Below are 19038 nucleotides of genomic sequence, written 5' to 3'. Positions count from 1 at the left end.
GCAGCAGCGACACAAAGCGGCGACATGCAGCGCCGCATCCGTACGCCATCGAATGCGCGGCGCGCCGTGTGCGCGACGCTGCGATGCGGTTGGTCACTTTGCCCGGCCGCGGGCGCGGCCGTAGCGACATGACGGTTTCATTGCTGTCGTGGGGTCGGTATCGTTCCGCTCCATGACTGCGCCGCCCCCCACTGCCGGCGCCAACGCGCCCGGGGCGCGTCTGGCGCGCGCCTTGCGTTATCTCTACCGCGTCCCGCTGCTGCTGTGGCACATCCTCGTGCACCTGCCGCTGGCGATGCTGATGACCACGCCTTTGACCGAGCGCCTGCGCTGGGGCGACGAATCGCTCGAACACCGCGTGATCCGCGCCTGGTCCGCCGGGCTGATGCGCGTGTTCGGCTTCCGCCTGCGCCGCGTCGGCACGCCGCTGCCGGGCGCGGCGATGTTCGTCGCCAACCACGTCAGCTGGATCGACATCGAGACGCTGCACAGCCAGCGCATGATGGGTTTCGTCGCCAAGCGCGAGATCCAGAGCTGGCCGGTGGTGGGCTGGCTGGCGCAGCGCGGCGAGACCATCTTCCACGCGCGCGGCAGCACCGAGTCGCTGGGCGGCGTGCTGCACGAGATGCTGTCGCGGCTGCGCGACGGCCGCAGCGTCGGCGTGTTCCCCGAAGGCGGCACGCGCGGCGGCGGCGAAATCGGCCCGTTCCACGCACGCATCTTCCTCGCCGCGGTCGAGGCCGGCGTGCCGGTGCAGCCGGTGGCGCTGCGCTACGGCGCGGGCGGCAGCGCCCAGCACGTGGTGGCGTTCGCGCCGCGCGAGAGTTTCTTCGGCAACTTCGTGCGCCTGCTCGGCGAACCGGCGCGCGTGGCCGAAGTGCACTTCCTGGCGCCGATCGCGCCGGGCGAGACCGACGGCCGCCGCCGCCTCGCCGAACTCGCGCGCAGCCGCATCATCGCCGCGATGACGGGGCCGTAATGGCGTGCCTGCCGGTGCCGTGCCGCCCGCGCCGGCACGCGGCTGGAGTGCCCGCTCCAATATTCGCGACTATGGTCCGGTGATGCTCACCGCCGCCGACTACCGCCCGCCGCGCTGGTTGCGCAACGCGCACGTGCAGTCGCTGCTCGGCACCAGCGTGCTGCGGCGCCGGCACGGCGAACGCGCGCTGCGCGACTGCGGTGCGGTCACCCGCGAGCACCTGATCGATGGCGGCGACGGCGTGCGCCTGCACGGCCTGCACAGCGTCGTGCCCGGGCTCGAATCGCGCGGGCTCGCCCTGCTCCTGCACGGCTGGGAAGGCAGCGCCGATTCCAGCTACATGCGCCTGACCGCGGCGCAGCTGCTGCGCCGCGGCTTCGAGGTGTTCCGCCTCAACTTCCGCGACCACGGCGACACCCACCACCTCAACGAAGGCTTGTTCCACTCCAACCGCATCGACGAGGTCGTGCACGCCGCCTGCGACGTCGCCGCGCGCTTCGCCCGCCGCCCGCTGGTGGTCGCCGGCTATTCGCTCGGCGGCAACTTCGCCCTGCGCCTGGCCCTGCGCGCGCCCGCGGCCGGTCTTGAACTCGCCCACGTCGCCGCGGTGTGCCCGGTGCTCGATCCGGCGCGGACGATGGATTCGATGGAGCGGGGCCTGCCGGTGTACCTGTGGTACTTCGAGCGCAAGTGGCGCGGCTCGCTGCTGCGCAAGCGCGAGCTGTTCCCGCAGCTGCACGCCTTCGACAACCAGGTGCTGAGCCTGCGCATGCGCCCGCTGACGCAGTGGCTGGTCGAGCGGCACACCGACTTCGGCACGCTGGAGCGCTATTTCGATGGCTATTCGGTCGCCGGCAACCGCCTGGCCGCCCTGCAGGTGCCGGCCAGCATCCTGATGGCCGCGGACGATCCGGTGATCCCGGTCGACGGCTTCCGCCAGCTCCGCCTCGCGCCGGACACCGCGCTGGAGATCTCGCCGTGGGGCGGGCATTGCGGGTTCCTGGAGAGCGCGCGGCTGGACGGCTTCGCCGAGCACTGGGTGGCGCAGCGGCTGGTCGAGCGCACCGATCCGGCCTGAGCGCCGGCCGGCCGGCGACGCGGGCCGCCCGGCAGGGAAAACCCGGGCCCGCAGGGAATCCGCGGCGCGGCTTACAATCGCCGACTTTCCTGCAATTCCGACCGAAGCCTGCCCAATGTACGAGCCCATTCTCGACGCGCTGCGCCGCGGCGCTGCCGCCGAAGCCCTGTCCGCCGCGCGCGCTGCCGTCGCCGCCAACCCGCAGGACGCCACCGCCCACCGCCTGCTCGCCACCGCCCACCGCATGGACGGCGACCGCGACGCCGCGCTGGCCGCCGTGGATGCGGCCCTGGCGCTGACGCCCGACGACGCCAGCCTGCACGTGGAACGCGCCGGCCTGCTGCTCGGCGGCCGCCAGCTCGACGACGCCCAGGCCGCGCTGGCCCAGGCGGTGGGCCTCGATCCCAACCAGTTCCCGGCCTACGTCATCCAGGGCCAGCTCGCGCTCGCCCGCGGCGACCTCGCCGAAGCCGACCGCGTCGCCAAGCTGGCCGGACGCATCGCCCCGGAGCATCCGCAGGTCGCGGCGATCGAAGGCATGGTGACCCTGCGTCGCGGCGACGCCGATCGCGCCCTGGCGATCCTGTCGCACGCCGCGCAGCAGGCCCCCGACGACGCCACGGTGCGCAACGCGCTCGGCTTCGCCTACATCGCCAAGGGCCATTTCGCCTTCGCCGAACAGACCTTCCGCAAGCAGCTGGAAACCCAGCCCGAGGCGGCGGCACTGCGCGGCCTGGTCGTGGACCTGGTGCGCCGCCAGGGCCGCTACGCCGAAGCCGCGGACGAAGCTGCCACGCTGCTGGAAGGCAACCCGTCGCCGGGCATGCAGCGCATCGTCGGCGAACTGGAACTACAGGCCGGCCGCACCGAGCGCGCGCTGCCGGCGCTGAAGGCCGCCTTCGCCGCGATGCCGCGCGACCGCCGCACCCTCGAAGCGTTGCTGGAAGCCTGGCGCCGCACGAACGACGCCGAAGACGCGCGCACCACCCTGGACGCGGCCCTCGCCGCGCACCCGCTGGAAGACGCGCTGTGGCGCGCGCGCCTGGTCGCCGAGCCGTTCGCGGGCGAAGGCGCGCTGGCCGTGGTCGAACGCTGGATGGAGGCACAGCCCGACAGCATCCCGGCACTGCAGGCGCGCGCCACCATCCACGACGCCGCCGGCGAAACCGAACGGGCCGACGAGATCGCCTACGAGATCGTCGCCCTCCAGCCCGGCCACAGCCAGGCCGAGCTGCGCATCATCGATGTGCTGCTGCGCACCCAGCCGGACGCCGCCGTGGCCCGCGTCCGCGACCTGATCGAACGCTCGCAGGATCCCGAAGCCCGACGCATGCTGAAGCAGCTGCTGGGCCGCTGCCTGGACGTGGCCGGCGACTTCGCCGCGGCCGCCGCCAGCTGGGCCGAGGTGCACGCCGACGTCGCCGACCAGCGCCTGCCGCTGCCGCCGCTGACCGCCGCGATCGGCGAACTGCCGCCGCTGCAGCCGCTGCCGGAAAACGCCCCGGGCGTGCTGCTGCTGTGGGGGCCGCCGGGCTCGCTGGTCGAGCGCATCGGCATCACCTTCGACCTGCCCGGCTCGCAGTTGCGCACCGACCGTTACAGCATGCGTCCGCCGGCCGATCCGCTGCAGCGCTACGGCACCGCGCAGGAACTGCTCGACGGCCGCCTCGATGGGCAGTTCCTGGTGAACCAGTGGCGCGCGGCGCTGCCCGCGCGCGAGGTACACGACGGCCAGATCTTCGACTGGCTGGTGACCTGGGACAACGCGCTGCTGCACGCGCTGCGTCCGCACCTGCCCGAGGCGATGCTGCTGCTCGCCGTGCGCGATCCGCGCGACATGCTGCTGAGCTGGTTGGCGTTCGGCTCGCCGCAGCGCTTCGCCTTCGAATCGCCGACGGTCGCCGCGCGCTGGCTGGCTGCGGCGCTGGTGCAGATCGCCGACCTGCACGAGCACGACTGGTTCCCGCACCGCCTGCTCAAGCTCGACGACCTGGTCGACGACCCGGCGGCGATGGCCGCGGCGGTGGGCGCCGCGCTGGATACGACCGCACCGGCACCGGCGACGCTGGGTCCGGTCCAGTTCGCGCCCGGCCACTGGCGCACCTATGCCGCGCCGCTGGCGGAGGCGTTCGCGCTGCTCACGCCGGTCGCGGTACGGTTGGGTTACCCGGAAAACTGATTGCGGCGCAGTGACGCCGCCCGCCACGCGCGGGCAGCGCGCGACCGGGTGTCACTCGACAAGCACAGGGAGCGGACAGCATGCAGATCCACAGCGACAGCTTCGAACACCGCCAGCGCATTCCCGCCGAATTCGCCGCCGGCCAGCCCACTGCCGACGGCTACGGCTTCGCACCCAACCGCAATCCGCACCTGGCCTGGCGCGACGTGCCCGCGGGCACGCAGTCGTTCGCGCTGCTGTGCATCGATCCGGACGTGCCCACCGACATCAGCCCGGCGCAGATCCCGGTCGCGCAGCCGCGCACCGAGTTCACCCACTGGGTCATCGTCGACATCCCCGCCGGCGTGCACGAGTTCGCCGCCGGCAGCTGCAGCGACGGCGTGGTCGCGCACGGCAAGGCCGCACCGGCCGGTCCGGCCGGCAGTCGCCAGGGCCTCAACGACTACACCGGCTGGTTCGCCAACGACCCCGCCATGCGCGGCGACTGGCGCGGCTACGACGGCCCGTTCCCGCCGCCGCACGACCTGCGCCTGCACCGCTACTTCTTCCGCGTGTTCGCCCTCGACGTGGCCAGGCTCGACCTGCCCGCGCGCTTCAGCACCGGCGAGGTGCTGCACGCGATGCAGGGCCACGTGCTGGGCGAGGCGTCGATCTACGGCACGTATGCGTTGAATCCGGTGGTCGCCGACTGACTGTCGCGTTTCCGGCCGCGGCTGCTAACGTGCGTCCTCCAGGGGGAGGCACATGAACGACGAGAATCCATACCGCGCCTCGGGCGCGACGCTTGAGCACGCGCTGCCCCGGCTCGACATCGACTCCGCGTCCAAGGTGCGCCGCTTCTTCAACTGGCTGATCGACCGGGTCGCGGTTTACCTGGCCTTCGCAGCGGTCGGAATCGTCGCCGCATTGACCGGCAATCTCGCCGTGCTCGACTGGATGCAGAACATCGACCGGATCACCGACATTGTCGTGACCTCGTCCATCCTGGTGGCGTACTACACGCTGATGGAAGGCGCGTTCGGCTTCACCCTCGGCAAGCTGGTCACGAACACGCGTGTCGTCGACGAGTACGGCCAGCCGCCTGCGTTCCGCAAGGCCTTCTATCGCAGCCTGTGCCGGCTGATTCCGTTCAATGCCTTCTCGCTGCTGATGAGCGACGACGAAACCCGCCGCGGCTGGCACGATTCGATTCCGAAGACCTACGTGGTGATGCGGCCGCGCCGCGGCGCTCCGGTCGGCAAGCCGCGGCACAACGTGAGCCATCAGTTCGGCGCAAGCGCGATCGGTCCGGCCCCCGTGCCGGCACCGGCCGTCGAACCGTAACGCGATTACCTTTCCACCAGTTCCGCCTCGACCACCAGGTCAAGCACGTACGCCACCGCCGGTGCATCCGCCGGCGGATTCTTGATCGCGTACTTCTTCACCCGCAGCACGTTGCGGGTGCCCGGGGTGTGCGTGTAGCCCTCGATCGCCTGGTACAGCGGCTGCCATTCGCCCTGCGAGGCGAGCGTGCCGTTGGTCGCGTAGCTGCGTTCGCGCACGCGCAGGCACTGCATGTCGCGGATCAGCGGGTGCGCGCAGGCCACGCGTTGCGGCGCGACCTCGAAGAACACCGTCGCGCCTTCGCCGCCGTAGCGCGCCTGCGCGGTGGGCGCGCCGGTGAGCACCAGGGTGTCGCCGTTGGCGGCGACCAGCTGCAGTTGCGGCGGCTCGCCGCCCTGCAGTTGCGTGCGCAATGCGCCCTGCAGGCGCGCGGCGATGGCGGCGTCGAGCTCCATCAGCGTGCGGTCCGCGCAGGCCATCTGCGTCTGCATGGTCGGGCCCACGTGCAGCGTGCCGGCGTCGAGGCGGTAGCCGGCGCCGATGCGGTTGCAGCCGCCGCTGACGCCGAGGCGGCCGTCGGCGAAGTCGAGCTGCAACGGCTGCTTGCCCGGCGGCTGCAGGGCGGCGATGGCTTGGCCGGCCTGGTCCGTGCTGTGCAGGAGGCTCCAGTGCTGGCTTTCCAGCGCGGCGGTGGCGTCGGCGGCGGGCGCGGCCGGCGCCGGTGCGGCGTCATCGCGCGCCGTGGTGCAGGCGGCGAGGGCGAGGAGCGAAGCGGCGGCGAGGAGTTTGCGGGACATGGCGGGCCATCCGTGCGGGGGAGGGCGGCGACGATACTCCGCGCCGCATGGCCGGCGCCTTACTGCCCGGCCGGCACCAGCAGGAGCAGGGCCGCGCCCAGCACCACGCGATAGATCGCGAACAGGGTGAAGCGGTGGTTCTGGATGTAGTGCAGCAGCCACTTCACCGCGATGAAGGCGGTGATCGCCGAGGCGACGAAGGCGACCGCCAGCGCCGACCAGTCCTCCTGCGCGGCGCCACCGCTGCCGACCACCGCGACCAGCTCGTAGCCGGTGGCCGCGAACATGGTGGGAATGCCGAGCAGGAACGCGAACTCGGTCGCCGCGGCGCGGTTGGTCGTGCCCGCCAGCAGCGCGACGAAGATGGTCGCGGCCGAGCGCGAGGTGCCGGGGAACACGCCGGCGACCACCTGGGCCAGGCCGACCAGCAGCGCCACCGTCCAGCTGATCGTGCTGCGCTCGCCGAGCACGGCCGCGCGCTTGGCCGCGAAGTATTCGGCGATCACCATCCACACCGCGCCGAGCAGCAGCGCCGCCGCGATCGGCGTCACCGTCGCCGGCAGTTCGTAGCCGGCCTTCTTCACCAGCAGGCCCAGCACTGCGGTGACGCCGAAGGCCGCCGCCAGCTTGCCGGCGTAGGCGCGGCTCTCGTGCTCGGTGAAGAACTGCGTGGCCAGCTGCCACAGCCGCTGCCGGTAGATCAGCACCACGGCGAGGATCGCCCCGGCCTGGATCGCCACGTTGAACAGGTCGCTGCGATGGCCGAGCCAGCGCTCGGCGATCAGCAGGTGGCCGGTGCTCGAGATCGGCAGGAACTCGGTGATGCCTTCGATGATGCCGAGCAGCAGCGCGGCGAGGAGATCGGTCATTGGAGCGGGGATTGGGGATTCGGGACTGGGGATTCGCCGCAGGAGCCCGCGGCGCGAATGGTCCCGTCGCCGGAGGCCGAAGGGATGCGCAGGATAGCGGATAGCGATTTGCGCCATTCTGGTGCATACCGCTGTCTCTGCACCCTATTGGTGCCAACCGCTGCGGCCGGTCCAGTCGCGTCCTAGAAAAATCAATGGGTTGCTTGGCGAGCATAGTTGGCACGCCGATTGCTTAAGAGATACCCGTAGCGTGCTTTTCGCCAATCCCGATTCCCGAATCCCCAATCCCGGACCCAAAGCCCATGTCCATCGAACACGTCGAAAAACTCATCAAGGACCACAAGGTCGAATTCGTCGACCTGCGCTTCACCGACATGCGCGGCGTGCAGCACCACGTGACCTTCCCCAAGTCGATCATCGAGCCCTCGCTGTTCGAGGACGGCAAGATGTTCGACGGCTCGTCGATCGCCGGCTGGAAGGGCATCCAGGAATCGGACATGGTGCTGTTGCCCGACGCGTCGACCGCGTTCCTGGATCCGTTCACCGCCGATCCGACCCTGGTCCTGACCTGCGACATCCTCGACCCGGCCACCATGCAGGCCTACCCGCGCGACCCGCGCGGCATCGCCAAGCGCGCCGAGGCCTACCTGAAGTCGTCGGGCATCGCCGACACCGCGTTCTTCGGCCCGGAGCCGGAATTCTTCATCTTCGACAGCGTCCGTTTCGCCAATGACATGGGCCACACCTTCTTCCACGTCGATTCGGAAGAAGCCGCGTGGAACTCGGGCCGCGAATACGAAGGCGGCAACACCGGCTACCGGCCGATGGTGAAGGGCGGCTACTTCCCGGTCGCGCCGCTGGATTCGCTGCACGACATCCGCGCCGAGATGTGCAAGACGCTGGAACAGGTCGGCATCGAAGTCGAAGTGCACCACCACGAAGTCGCCAACGCCGGCCAGTGCGAAATCGGCACCAAGTTCAACACCCTGGTGCAGAAGGCCGACGAACTGCTGACGATGAAGTACATCATCAAGAACGTCGCCCACCGCAACGGCAAGACCGCGACGTTCATGCCCAAGCCGCTGGTCGGCGACAACGGCAGCGGCATGCACGTGCACCAGTCGCTGGCGAAGGACGGCAAGAACCTGTTCTCCGGCGACGGCTACGGCGGCCTTTCGCAGATGGCGCTGTGGTACATCGGCGGCATCTTCAAGCACGCCCGCGCGATCAACGCGTTCGCCAACTCGACCACCAACTCGTACAAGCGCCTGGTGCCGGGTTACGAAGCGCCGGTGATGCTGGCCTACTCGGCGCGCAACCGCTCCGCCTCGTGCCGTATCCCGTACGTCGCCAACCCGAAGGCGCGCCGCATCGAGATCCGCTTCCCCGATCCGATGAACTCCGGTTACCTGATCTTCGCCGCGCTGATGATGGCCGGCCTGGACGGCATCAAGAACCAGATCGACCCGGGCGCGCCGAGCGACAAGGACCTGTACGACCTGCCGCCGGAAGAAGAGAAGAACATCCCCACCGTGTGCCACTCGCTCGACCAGGCCCTGGAAGCCCTCGACAAGGACCGCGAGTTCCTCAAGGCCGGCGGCGTGTTCACCGACGACTTCATCGACGGCTACATCGCGCTGAAGATGCAGGAAGTGACGCGCTTCCGCGCGGCGACGCATCCGCTCGAGTACCAGATGTACTACACGATCTAACCAAAGCGATCGTCCCGCTCGCCCTCTCCCGCTCGCGGGGGAGGGTTGGGTGGCAGGCAACAACGCAACACGCACCACCATCGCCGCGCGGCCATCCCCGCGCGGCGCATGTGACCCCGGCCCGCGGCCTCCCCTGTGCGCCGGCATGCTGCCGCCTCGCGATCATCGCGAGCGCCACACCGCCTCGCGGCCCATCCCTGCGAGCGCATCCCAAGGTCTCCGCGGCACTCCCTGCGGGCACCACGACGGCCCGCCGTCGCGTTCGCACGACTTCCTGCCATTGAACGAAACGCCGCAAAGACGGTGACGGGCGCCTGCGCGCCTGCGTTCGGGAAAGCCGCGCGAAACGCGCCGCACCAGGTTGTGCACCTGCCGCGCCAACAACAACGAAGCACCTGACCGGGGAGGGGCCAACCAATGAGAGGCCTTGTCATGACGCATCGTTCCAACGCTTTCGCCGCCACTCTCGCTGTCGCCGTCCTGTGCGTGTTCGCACCGGTCGCCGCGCAGGCGGGCACCAGTGGTTCCATCGCGCTCACCAGTGACTACCTGTTCCGCGGCATCTCGCAGAACAACCAGGAACCGGCGTTGCAGGCCGGGCTGGAATACGCCGCCGACAACGCGGCTTCCACAGGCAATTTTTACGCCGGCGCCTGGGGTAGCAACGTCAGCTGGCTGTCCGACCTCACCGCGTTCGGCGTGCCGGTATCCAACAGCCTCGAGCTCGACGTCTACGGCGGCTATCGCGGCAAGCTCGGCGACAAGGTCAGCTACGACGTCGGCGCGCTGTACTACTGGTATCCCGGCGACTATCCCTCCGGCTTCAATAGCCCGGACACCGGCGAGATCTATGCCGGCATCACCGTCGCGCCGTTCGCCGGCACCACGTTCGGCGCGAAGTACTCCTACGCCGTCACCGACCTGTTCGGTTATGCCGACTCCGACGGCAGCGGCTACCTCGACCTCAACGCCAACTGGGAGTTCGCCCCGGGCTGGACGCTCAACGCCCACGGCGGCAAGCAGTGGGTGGAGAACAACGCGATCGCCGAATACGCCGACTGGAGGCTCGGCGTGACCAAGGCGTTCGCCAACGGTTTCTCCGCATCCCTCGCCTACGCCGACACCGACGCCGACGCGCCGTTCTACACCAACGCCTACGACAACTTCCTCGGCGAGGACACGGTGGTGCTGACCGTCACCAAGGCCTTCTGAAGCAGCCGAAAAACCGCCACACGCGCGCAAGCGATCCGATAGCAAGCCATGGGAGCCGATCGATGAAACTGATCACCGCGATCATCCGCCCGTTCAAGCTCGACGAGGTGCGCGAAGCGCTCACCGAAGTCGGCGTGTCGGGCATCACCGTCACCGAGGTCAAGGGCTTCGGGCGACAGAAGGGCCACACCGAGCTGTACCGCGGCGCCGAATACGTCGTCGATTTCCTGCCCAAGCTGAAACTGGAATGCGCGGTCACCGAGGACGCGCTGGAGGCGGCGCTGGAAGCGCTCGCCAACGCCGCGCGGACCGGCAAGGTCGGCGACGGCAAGATCTTCGTCCAGGCGCTCGAGCGCACGGTGCGCATCCGCACCGGCGAACTCGACGACGACGCCCTCTGACCCCGACTGCGAGATTCGATATGCACACGAGAACGATCGAAACCCGCGCGCGCGGGATGAACACGACGGAACCCATGCGGGACGCCCCAGGTGCCATGACACGGACGAAAGGCGCAACGGCGACAGTGCTGGCGTCGCTCGCGGCGCTGCTGCTGCCCGCCAGCGCCTACGCCCAGGACGCGGCGGCAACGGTTGCGCAGGCCGCCGCACCGGTTGCCAACAAGGGCGACATCGCCTGGTTGCTGGTGTGCTCGGCGCTGGTGATCTTCATGACTCTGCCGGGCCTCGCGCTGTTCTACGGCGGCCTGGTGCGCAGCAAGAACGTGCTGTCGGTGCTGATGCAGTGCCTGCTGGTGTTCGCGCTGGTGGCGGTGCTGTGGGTGCTGTACGGCTACTCGCTGGCCTTCACCCCGGGCAATGCCTTCGTCGGCGGCTTCGACCGCCTGTTCGGCAACGGCCTCACTGCCAGCGCGATGGCGGCGACCTTCACCAAGGGCGTGGTGATCCCGGAACTGGTGTTCTTCGTGTTCCAGGGCGCGTTCGCGTGCATCACCTGCGCGTTGATCGTCGGCGCGTTCGCCGAGCGGGTGAAGTTCGCCGGCGTGCTGCTGTTCACCGTGCTCTGGTTCACCTTCGCGTACGCGCCGATGGCGCACATGGTGTGGTTCTTCCCGGGCCCGGATGCGTTCACCAGCAACGAGGCGGTGCCGGGCGTGCTTGCGGCGTCGGGTTACCTGTTCGCCAAGGGCGCGCTGGATTTCGCCGGCGGCACTGTCGTTCACATCAACGCGGCGGTCGCCGGCCTCGTCGGCGCGTACCTCACCGGCAAGCGCATCGGTTACGGCCGCGAGGCGATCAAGCCGCACAACCTGACCCAGACCATGGTCGGCGCCTCGATCCTGTGGGTGGGCTGGTTCGGCTTCAATGCCGGTTCGGCGCTGGAAGCCAATGCCGTCGCCGCGCAGGCCTTCGTCAACACCTTCCTCGCCACCGCCGCGGCGGTGCTGGGCTGGACCGCGGTGGAGTGGCTCGGCAAGGGCAAGCCGTCGATGCTCGGTGCGGCTTCGGGTGCGGTCGCGGGCCTGGTCGCGATCACCCCGGCCGCGGGCTTCGTCGGCCTGTGCGGCGCGCTGGTGATCGGCGCGGTCGCGGGCGTGGTCTGCCTGTGGGGCGTGGGCGGTTTGAAGCGCCTGCTCGGCGCGGACGATGCGCTCGACGTGTTCGGCGTGCACGGCCTGGGCGGCATCCTCGGCGCGGTGCTGACCGGCGTGTTCGCGGCGCCGTCGCTCGGTGGCTCGGGCATCTGGGACTACGTCACCGAGACCGCATTGCCCGACTACGACATCGCCGCGCAGGTGTGGATCCAGCTGCAGGGCGTGGGCGTGACGGTCGCGCTGTCGGGCGGCGTGGCGCTGGTCGCCTTCCTGATCGTGAAGTACACGGTCGGCCTGCGCGTCAACGAGGAAGCCGAGCGCGAGGGCCTCGACATCAGCTCGCACGGCGAGACCGCGTACGAGAACTGAGCGCATCGCGCTCCGCTCCGCCGCCCGGCCCGCACCGGGCGGCGGTTCCCGCATGAACCACACACCGCAGGAGCGTCCGGATCCGCGTCCGCGCGCTCCCTGCACTATATTGGTGCAATGCCCGAGCCCACCGCGCCCCTGCTGGACCAGCTGACCACCCCGGTGGCCTGGACCGATGCCGCCGGCACCATCGTCGGCGCCAACCTGGCGCTGGCGCGCTGGCTCGGGGTCAGCAGCCGGCGCCTGCCGGGCGTGCCGCTGGCGGCGCTGGAAGTGGACGGCGAATTGCTCGCCCGCGTGCTCGCCGATGGCGACGGCGAGGCCCCCGCGCTGCGCGACTTCGCCCGCCTGCGCCGGTTGGCGTTCGCGTTCCCGGGCCACGACGAGCCGCGCTTCGCCGACGTGCGCCTCTCGCGCGGCGACGGCGGCTGGCTGTTCGAGGCGCACCCGGTCGACGAATTCCCCGGCGAGGATCCCGCGGTCGCCTTGCCCTCGGCCCTGTCCGCGGCGCTGAAGGGCCTCGCCCACGAACTGCGCAACCCGCTCGCCGGCCTCAAGGGTGCCGCGCAACTGCTCGCGCGCCGCATCGCCGCCCACAGCGAGGACGATCGCGATTCGCGCGAACTCGTCGTGCTGATCGAAAGCGAAGTCGCGCGCCTGACCGCGCTGCTCGACCGCCTGCTCTCGCCCACGCCGGCGCGCCCGCACGAACCGCTCAACATCCACGCCGTGCTCGAACGCGTGCTGCGCCTGGCCGAAGCCGACGCCGGCTGGGCGGTGCGACTGGTGCGCGACTACGACCCGAGCCTGCCCGAACTTACCGGCGACGCCGACCGCCTCACCCAGGCGGCGTGGAACCTGGTGCGCAACGCGATCGAGGCCGGCGCGGCCAACGTCACCCTGCGCACCCGCGCCGAGCACGGCGTGCGCATCGGCGACGAAGCGCATCCGCTGGCGCTGCGCCTGGAGATCAGCGACGACGGCCGCGGCGTGCCGGAGGAGCTGACCGAACGCCTGTTCCTGCCGCTGGTCACCGGCCGCGCCGAAGGCACCGGGCTCGGCCTCGCGCTGGCACAGCAGGTCGCGCGCGAACACGGCGGCTCGCTGGTGTACCGCTCGCGGCCGGGGCACACCGTGTTCACCCTGCTGCTGCCGATGCCGATCGAACCCGAGTCGCACGCCACCGAGGACAACCCACATGCCGCGTGACGCCCGCATCTGGATCGTCGACGACGACCGCAGCGTGCGCTTCGTGCTCGCCACCGCGTTGCGCGACGAAGGCTACGAAGTCGACGGCTTCGAAAACGCTGCCGATGCGTTGGCGGCGTTGCGCACGCGCGCGGTGCCGGACCTGCTGTTCACCGACGTGCGCATGCCCGGCGACGACGGCCTGGTGCTGCTGGAGAAACTCAAGGCCGCGCATCCGGAGTTGCCGGTGATCGTGATGAGCGCGTACACCGACGTCGCCAGCACCGCGGGCGCGTTCCGCGGCGGCGCGCACGAGTTCCTGTCCAAGCCCTTCGACCTCGACGACGCGGTTGCATTGGCCGGTCGCACCCTGCCTTTGCGTAATGACTCTTTGCTCGCACACGGAAGTGCGGGCATGGGATCCGATCCCGCCACGGACCACGGCCACGACGCGGCCGAACCGCAACTGGTCGGCACCACCCCGGCGATGCGCGCGCTGTTTCGCGCCATCGGCCGCCTCGCCCAGGCGCCGTTGTCGGTGCTCATCACCGGCGAAACCGGCACCGGCAAGGAACTCGTCGCCCGCGCCCTGCACCGCGAATCGCCGCGCGCCAGCAAGCCCTTCGTCGCCCTCAACACCGCCGCGATTCCCGCCGAGCTGCTGGAGAGCGAACTGTTCGGCCACGAAGCCGGTGCGTTCACCGGCGCGACCCGCCGCCACCCTGGCCGCTTCGAGCAGGCCAACGGCGGCACGCTGTTCCTCGACGAGATCGGCGACATGCCGTTGCCGCTGCAGACGCGGCTGCTGCGCGTGCTCGCCGAAGGCGAATTCTTCCGCGTTGGTGGCCGCGAGCTGATCCGCGTCGACGTGCGCGTGATCGCGGCCACGCACCAGGACCTGGAAACGCTGGTGGCGGACGGAAGATTCCGCGCCGACCTGCTGCACCGCCTCGACGTGGTGCGCCTGCGCCTGCCGCCGCTGCGCGAACGCCGCGACGACGTGCCGCTGCTGGCCACGCGCTTCCTCGCCGCCGCGGCGCGTCGCTTCGACACCCCGCCCAAGCGCCTGGGCAAGGCCGCGCTCGAGCGCCTGCTCGCGCACGACTGGCCCGGCAACGTGCGCGAACTCGAGAACCTGTGCTGGCGCCTGGCCGCGCTGGCGCCGGGCGAGAACATCGGCCCGGCCGATGTCGACGCCGCGTTGCCCGCCGCCACCGCGCCGGTGCGCGCGGCCACGGGCCGCGACGACTGGGACGGGGCGCTCGCGCAGTGGGCGCGCGCGCAGCTCGCGGACGGGCGCGAGGACATCCACGCGCGGGCGCGCGAACGCTTCGACCGTGCCCTGCTCGAAGCCGCGCTGGAACACACCGGCGGCCGCCGCACCGAAGCCGCAGCGCGGCTGGGCCTGGGCCGCAACACGCTGACGCGCAAGCTCGGCGCCGGGCGCAAGCCGCGCTGAGCGGCGCCGCATTACGGAACGCACACACGCGGCAAAGCAGGCATGGGCTAGATTCGGACGCTTCTCGTCCACGGGAGCGCCCGATGTCCACCGTCCTCCTTCGCCGCAGCCTGGCCGTCGCCGGCCTCGTCGGCCTCGCCGCGTGCAGCACCACGCCGTCGCACACCACGGCCCGCGCCGGTGAAGCAGCCTCCACCGCGAGCGGCGCCACCGTCACCCTGACGCCCGCGTCCGGCAGCCTGATCAGCGGCAAGCTCGACATCGCCCCGATCGCCGGCGGTGTGCGCGTCAGCGGCGAGATCGGCGGCCTGGCGCGCGGCAGCACGCACGCGATCCACATCCACGAGAAGGGCGACTGCAGCGCGGCCGATGCGACCAGCGCCGGCGGCCACTTCAACCCGGCGCAACAGGCGCACGGCCGCGCCGGCAGCGGTCCGCACCACGGCGGCGACATGGACAACATCGTCGCCGACGGCAACGGCGTCGCCCGCGTCGACGTGCGCGCGCTCGGCGTCACCCTCGGTGGTGGCGCCACCGACATCGGCGGCCGCGCCATCGTCGTCCACGCCGCGCCCGACGACTACGCGTCGCAGCCAGCCGGCAACGCCGGCGCGCGCGTCGCCTGCGGAGTGATCAAGCTGCTGCCGTAGGGTGGGTCCCGGCCTACCGGCCGGGTCCCGCATTGCAGCGTCGGCTGTGGCGGGCCTGGCCCGCCCTACAGGTCGGCGCTGGCTTCGGCGCAATGCACGAAATGCACGGGCACTCCGTGCGCGCCCAGCACCGCGGCGATCTGCCGCTGGCGGGCGAGGAAATGCTGGTGCCGGCGTTCGAGCTTCTCGCGGCATTCGGGCGTGTCGCACGGCGCTTCGTCGGCGTAGCGCTGCTTCCACGCGCGCGGTTCGAACAGCGCGATGCGCGCCTCGCCGTCGGCGTAGTGCACCAGCGGTTCGGGCGGCGCGTCCAGCCAGGCTTCGCCGTCGGGATCGAGCAGGGCGGTTTCCAGCAGCGGCCACAGCGGCGCCAGGCCGGCGTGTTCGTACTGCAGCGCGGTCATCGCGGCGAGGTCGTGCGCGGTGAGGTAGCGCGCGTGTTCGATCTCGACGCCGAACGCTTCCTGCGCGGCCAGCGCGGTCGCCGCGCCGGCCATGCCCTTCTCGATCAGCTCGCGTTCGAAGCGGTCGCCCACGCCCGCGACCACGTCGGCATCGCCACCGAGGACGAAGGGCACCAGCCGCAGCGGCCCGCCGTAGTGGTCCGGCGACGGCGCCAGCGCGCCGGGTAGCTGTTCGGCGTGCGCACCGAAGGCGATGATCCGGCCCGCCGCATCGCCGGGCGCGCGCGCCGCCAGCTGGTCCAGCTCGCGGTGCAGGGCCCAGCCCGGGCGCAGCAGTTCCACCGGGTCGTAATGCGCGCCCACCGTCACCAGCTGCAGCTTCGCCGCGTCGGGCGCGAACGTCGCCAGGTCGCGGGCGATGTGCGCCGCCAGTTCGCCCGCGTCCGCCTGTGCGAGCGCGGCCTGCGCCACCGGCGCGTCGCCGCGCAGTTCCAGCGCCAGCGCGCCCAGGACGTGGAGCGGCGGGGCCGCATCGGGGCGGGAAGTGGCGTCGGAACTCATGCGGTCGGTGCGGGCTCGAAGGCGGGAACGGAACGGGACCTGGAACAGCAGTCGCGGCGTGGTTGGTCGCGCCGCGAAGGCGGCGCTACACTCGCGGTCATTATCACCGTCCGCAAGAGTATGGCGGGTGGTGCAGCCCCTGACGATGCCGGTCCGCCGCCGGCGCGGCCTCGTCCCCAACCTCGAAGGTGCCCGATGCGACCCATCCGTCCCGTTGCCGTGCTCGGCGGCGTCCGTATCCCGTTCTGCCGCCAGAACACCGCCTACGCGGACGTCGGCAACCTCGGCATGTCGGTGCGCACGCTGGGCGCGCTGGTCGAGAAGTTCGGCCTGCACGGGCAGCAGCTGGGCGAAGTCGCGATGGGCGCGGTGATCAAGCACTCCAGCGACTGGAACCTCGGCCGCGAGGCGACGCTGTCCTCGGGCCTGTCGCCGCTGACGCCGGGCATCACCCTGCAGCGCGCCTGCGGCACCTCGCTGGATTCGATCATCCTGGTCGGCAACAAGATCGCCACCGGGCAGATCGAGGTCGGCGTCGGCGGTGGTTCCGACACCACCTCCGACGTGCCGATCGTCTACGGCAAGCAGCTGCGTCGCCGCCTGCTCAACGCCGCGATGGCCAAGACGCTGAAGGACAAGCTGCGCGCGTTCAAGGGCTTCAGCTTCCGCGAACTCAAGCCCGACTTCCCTGGCGTGGCCGAGCCGCGCACCGGCAAGTCGATGGGCGACCACTGCGAGGACATGGCCAAGGAATGGAACATCGCCCGCGACTCGCAGGACGAGTGGGCGCTGTCCTCGCACAAGAAGCTCGCCGCCGCGTACGACCGCGGTTTCTTCGACGACCTGGTGGTGAGTTTCCGCGGCGTGTCGCGCGACAACATCCTGCGCCCCGACACCACGCTGGAGAAGCTGGCCTCGCTGAAGCCGGCGTTCGACAAGACCTCCGGCCGCGGCACGCTCACCGCCGGCAATTCCACCCCGCTCACCGACGGCGCCTCCGCCTGCCTGCTGTCCACCGACGAGTGGGCCGCCGCGCACGGCCATGAAGTGCTGTGCCACCTGGTCGACGCGCAGGTCGCCGCGGTCGACTTCGTCCACGGCGAAGGCCTGCTGATGGCGCCGACCGTGGCCGTCGCCGAGATCCTCAAGCGCAACAACCTCACCCTGCAGGACTTCGACATCTACGAGATCCACGAAGCCTTCGCCGCGCAGGTGCTGTGCACGCTGCGTGCATGGGAGAGCGAGGAGTACTGCAAGAACCGCCTCGGCCTCGACGCGCCGCTGGGCCGCATCGACCCGGCCAAGATCAACCCGATCGGTTCCTCGCTCGCCGCCGGCCATCCCTTCGCCGCAACCGGCGCGCGCATCGTCGCCGCCGCTGCCAAGCAGCTGAAGGAACGCGGGGGCGGCCGCGCGTTGGTCTCGATCTGCACCGCGGGCGGGATGGGCGTGGTCGCCATCCTCGAGCGGTAAGGTCATCCGCGAGCAGTAAGGAAAGGGCGCCAGCGGCGCCCTTTTCATTTTCGCGATCCCGTCGCGCCGGCGAATCCCAGCGGGTTGCGGAAGAAGGAGCCAGCAAGAACCCCTCGCCCCGCTTGCGGGGTGAAGGCGGGCGCTTGTGCGCCACTGGCGCACGCCCGACTGAACGCCCTTGCGCTGAGCGCAAGGGCAGGGGCATAGCGAGGGACCGCGTTGCGTAGCAACGCAGGGTGAGGGGGCGTTGGCGCTGCCTTGCGTCGTCGTTTGCGGACGCGGCCTCAAGAATCTCAGTCCGCAGCCAGCGCACTGACCATCACGTAGTAACCGTCCGGGTCGCGCAGCGCGAACTCGCGGGTGCCGGTGTTGGGATTCACCTGCGGCTCCTCCGCGAGGCGATCGACGAGGGCACGCGCCCGCGGCAGCGCCGCGTCGAAATCGTCCACGCGGAAGAACAGCAGCAGGCCGTTGCCCGGCTGCGCATGCGCCGGGCTCGCCAGGGTCGGATGCTCGTGCGCGCCCCATTGGTGCAGGCATAGCAGCACGGTCCCGTCGCTGTCGAGGAGTTGCCCGAAGTAGGAATGGGCGGGCGCCGTCGCGGGCAGCCCGAGCAGCGACTGGTACCAGTCGCTGCTGCGTGCGACATCGGCCACGCCGATGATGGTCCAGGTGCGCTTCATGGGTTCACCTGCGGCTTGTTGCCCGAATCAAGTGCGGGCGCAACGGCTCCGGCTTCGATGGTCAGTCCTGGCACTGGAAGCCATACGCGTCATAGGCGCGCGCCTCCTCGGCCGGCATGCGCGTGAGCATCACGCAGACGGTGAAGCTCCCGAACTGCTTGCCGTCGCGCTCGTAGCCCCAGTCGGTGATGTCGGCGCGGCTGAAGCGAACGGTCTGCCACGCCTGCACAGTGCGGACCATTTCGGGCTCGTTGGCCAGGGTGCCGCTGAAGTCATCCCCGTGTTGCTTGAAGGGGACCACCCACATGTGTTCGTTGCCGTTCGCGTCGGAGAATTTCACCTTCAGCTTGAAGTTCCTGGCGCCCTTGGGTGGTTTGCGCGACAGGGCGAGGAACTCATCGAGCGAGCCCCGTGCCTTGGCGATGGCCGCATTCATTTCCGTGTCTTCACCCGCCACGCGAACGATTTGATCGCCCGTCTTCTGGGCGAAGGCGAGCATGGGCAGGAGGGCCAAGGCAACCGCAACAGCAAGACGCATGAATTTCCT

18 protein-coding genes are annotated in these 19038 nt (G+C 70.5%); 13 read left to right on the top strand and 5 right to left on the bottom strand.

Annotated elements, in window-relative coordinates; translation table 11 throughout:
* The first annotated feature begins 172 nt into the window (after positions 1 to 172).
* The 5 genes from H8B22_RS07000 (at position 173) to H8B22_RS06980 (ending at position 5559) form a co-directional block, all read left to right on the top strand.
* Positions 173 to 979 carry a lysophospholipid acyltransferase family protein gene (locus H8B22_RS07000; RefSeq protein ID WP_187713369.1) on the top strand — a complete coding sequence of 269 codons (807 nt, stop codon included), beginning with the start codon at positions 173 to 175 and terminating at the stop codon, positions 977 to 979.
* An 82-nt stretch (positions 980 to 1061) separates the two neighbouring features.
* Positions 1062 to 2057, top strand: coding sequence for a YheT family hydrolase (locus H8B22_RS06995; RefSeq protein ID WP_187713368.1), 996 nt, complete (start codon positions 1062 to 1064; stop codon positions 2055 to 2057).
* Between the two features lie 115 nt (positions 2058 to 2172).
* A complete protein-coding gene (locus tag H8B22_RS06990; RefSeq protein WP_187713367.1) occupies positions 2173 to 4236 on the top strand; it encodes a tetratricopeptide repeat protein in 2064 nt (687 codons plus the stop codon).
* Between the two features lie 80 nt (positions 4237 to 4316).
* Positions 4317 to 4928 (top strand): YbhB/YbcL family Raf kinase inhibitor-like protein, encoded by a 612-nt coding sequence (locus tag H8B22_RS06985; protein WP_187713366.1) that lies wholly within the window; start codon positions 4317 to 4319, stop codon positions 4926 to 4928.
* Positions 4929 to 4980: 52 nt separating this feature from the next.
* Positions 4981 to 5559: an RDD family protein gene (locus tag H8B22_RS06980; protein WP_187713365.1), complete on the top strand. Its 579-nt coding sequence runs from the start codon at positions 4981 to 4983 to the stop codon at positions 5557 to 5559.
* Between the two features lie 5 nt (positions 5560 to 5564).
* On the opposite strand, the gene H8B22_RS06975 is transcribed toward H8B22_RS06980, so the two are convergent.
* On the bottom strand, positions 5565 to 6356 hold the full coding sequence (locus H8B22_RS06975) for an META and DUF4377 domain-containing protein (RefSeq protein WP_187713364.1): 792 nt from the start codon (positions 6354 to 6356) through the stop codon (positions 5565 to 5567).
* A 59-nt stretch (positions 6357 to 6415) separates the two neighbouring features.
* Positions 6416 to 7225 carry an undecaprenyl-diphosphate phosphatase gene (locus H8B22_RS06970; RefSeq protein ID WP_187713363.1) on the bottom strand — a complete coding sequence of 270 codons (810 nt, stop codon included), beginning with the start codon at positions 7223 to 7225 and terminating at the stop codon, positions 6416 to 6418.
* A gap of 302 nt (positions 7226 to 7527) precedes the next feature.
* On the opposite strand from H8B22_RS06970, the gene glnA reads away from it, so the two are divergent.
* From glnA to H8B22_RS06935, 7 genes are all read left to right on the top strand, one after another.
* Positions 7528 to 8937 carry a type I glutamate--ammonia ligase gene (glnA, locus tag H8B22_RS06965; protein WP_187713362.1) on the top strand — a complete coding sequence of 470 codons (1410 nt, stop codon included), beginning with the start codon at positions 7528 to 7530 and terminating at the stop codon, positions 8935 to 8937.
* 432 nt (positions 8938 to 9369) lie between these two features.
* Positions 9370 to 10149: a TorF family putative porin gene (locus H8B22_RS06960; RefSeq protein ID WP_187713361.1), complete on the top strand. Its 780-nt coding sequence runs from the start codon at positions 9370 to 9372 to the stop codon at positions 10147 to 10149.
* A 62-nt stretch (positions 10150 to 10211) separates the two neighbouring features.
* Positions 10212 to 10550 carry a P-II family nitrogen regulator gene (locus tag H8B22_RS06955; RefSeq protein ID WP_187713360.1) on the top strand — a complete coding sequence of 113 codons (339 nt, stop codon included), beginning with the start codon at positions 10212 to 10214 and terminating at the stop codon, positions 10548 to 10550.
* 95 nt (positions 10551 to 10645) lie between these two features.
* Entirely contained in the window at positions 10646 to 12073 is a 1428-nt protein-coding gene (locus tag H8B22_RS06950) for an ammonium transporter (protein ID WP_225876303.1), read from the top strand.
* 117 nt (positions 12074 to 12190) lie between these two features.
* Complete coding sequence (locus H8B22_RS06945) at positions 12191 to 13282, top strand: two-component system sensor histidine kinase NtrB (protein WP_187713358.1); 1092 nt, start codon at positions 12191 to 12193, stop codon at positions 13280 to 13282.
* Complete coding sequence (gene ntrC, locus H8B22_RS06940) at positions 13272 to 14720, top strand: nitrogen regulation protein NR(I) (protein ID WP_187713357.1); 1449 nt, start codon at positions 13272 to 13274, stop codon at positions 14718 to 14720. Before H8B22_RS06945 ends, ntrC begins: the two co-directional genes overlap by 11 nt.
* Positions 14721 to 14803: 83 nt before the next feature.
* Positions 14804 to 15370: a superoxide dismutase family protein gene (locus tag H8B22_RS06935; protein ID WP_187713356.1), complete on the top strand. Its 567-nt coding sequence runs from the start codon at positions 14804 to 14806 to the stop codon at positions 15368 to 15370.
* Positions 15371 to 15435: 65 nt separating this feature from the next.
* Here H8B22_RS06935 and H8B22_RS06930 read toward each other — a convergent pair whose 3' ends face one another.
* On the bottom strand, positions 15436 to 16335 hold the full coding sequence (locus H8B22_RS06930; RefSeq protein WP_187713355.1) for a hypothetical protein: 900 nt from the start codon (positions 16333 to 16335) through the stop codon (positions 15436 to 15438).
* Positions 16336 to 16530: 195 nt separating this feature from the next.
* Between H8B22_RS06930 and H8B22_RS06925 the strand changes: the two genes are divergently transcribed.
* Positions 16531 to 17808 (top strand): acetyl-CoA C-acetyltransferase, encoded by a 1278-nt coding sequence (locus H8B22_RS06925; protein WP_187713354.1) that lies wholly within the window; start codon positions 16531 to 16533, stop codon positions 17806 to 17808.
* A 293-nt stretch (positions 17809 to 18101) separates the two neighbouring features.
* Here H8B22_RS06925 and H8B22_RS06920 read toward each other — a convergent pair whose 3' ends face one another.
* Entirely contained in the window at positions 18102 to 18491 is a 390-nt protein-coding gene (locus tag H8B22_RS06920) for a VOC family protein (protein WP_187713353.1), read from the bottom strand.
* A 61-nt stretch (positions 18492 to 18552) separates the two neighbouring features.
* Positions 18553 to 19029 carry a YegJ family protein gene (locus H8B22_RS06915; protein WP_187713352.1) on the bottom strand — a complete coding sequence of 159 codons (477 nt, stop codon included), beginning with the start codon at positions 19027 to 19029 and terminating at the stop codon, positions 18553 to 18555.
* Positions 19030 to 19038: the final 9 nt, after the last annotated feature.

The sequence above is a fragment of the Lysobacter terrestris genome (assembly GCF_014489475.1).
Taxonomy (GTDB): domain Bacteria; phylum Pseudomonadota; class Gammaproteobacteria; order Xanthomonadales; family Xanthomonadaceae; genus Agrilutibacter; species Agrilutibacter terrestris.
The sequence above is the reverse complement of the archived record's forward strand: the minus strand, read 5'-3'. Positions and strand labels throughout refer to the sequence as shown.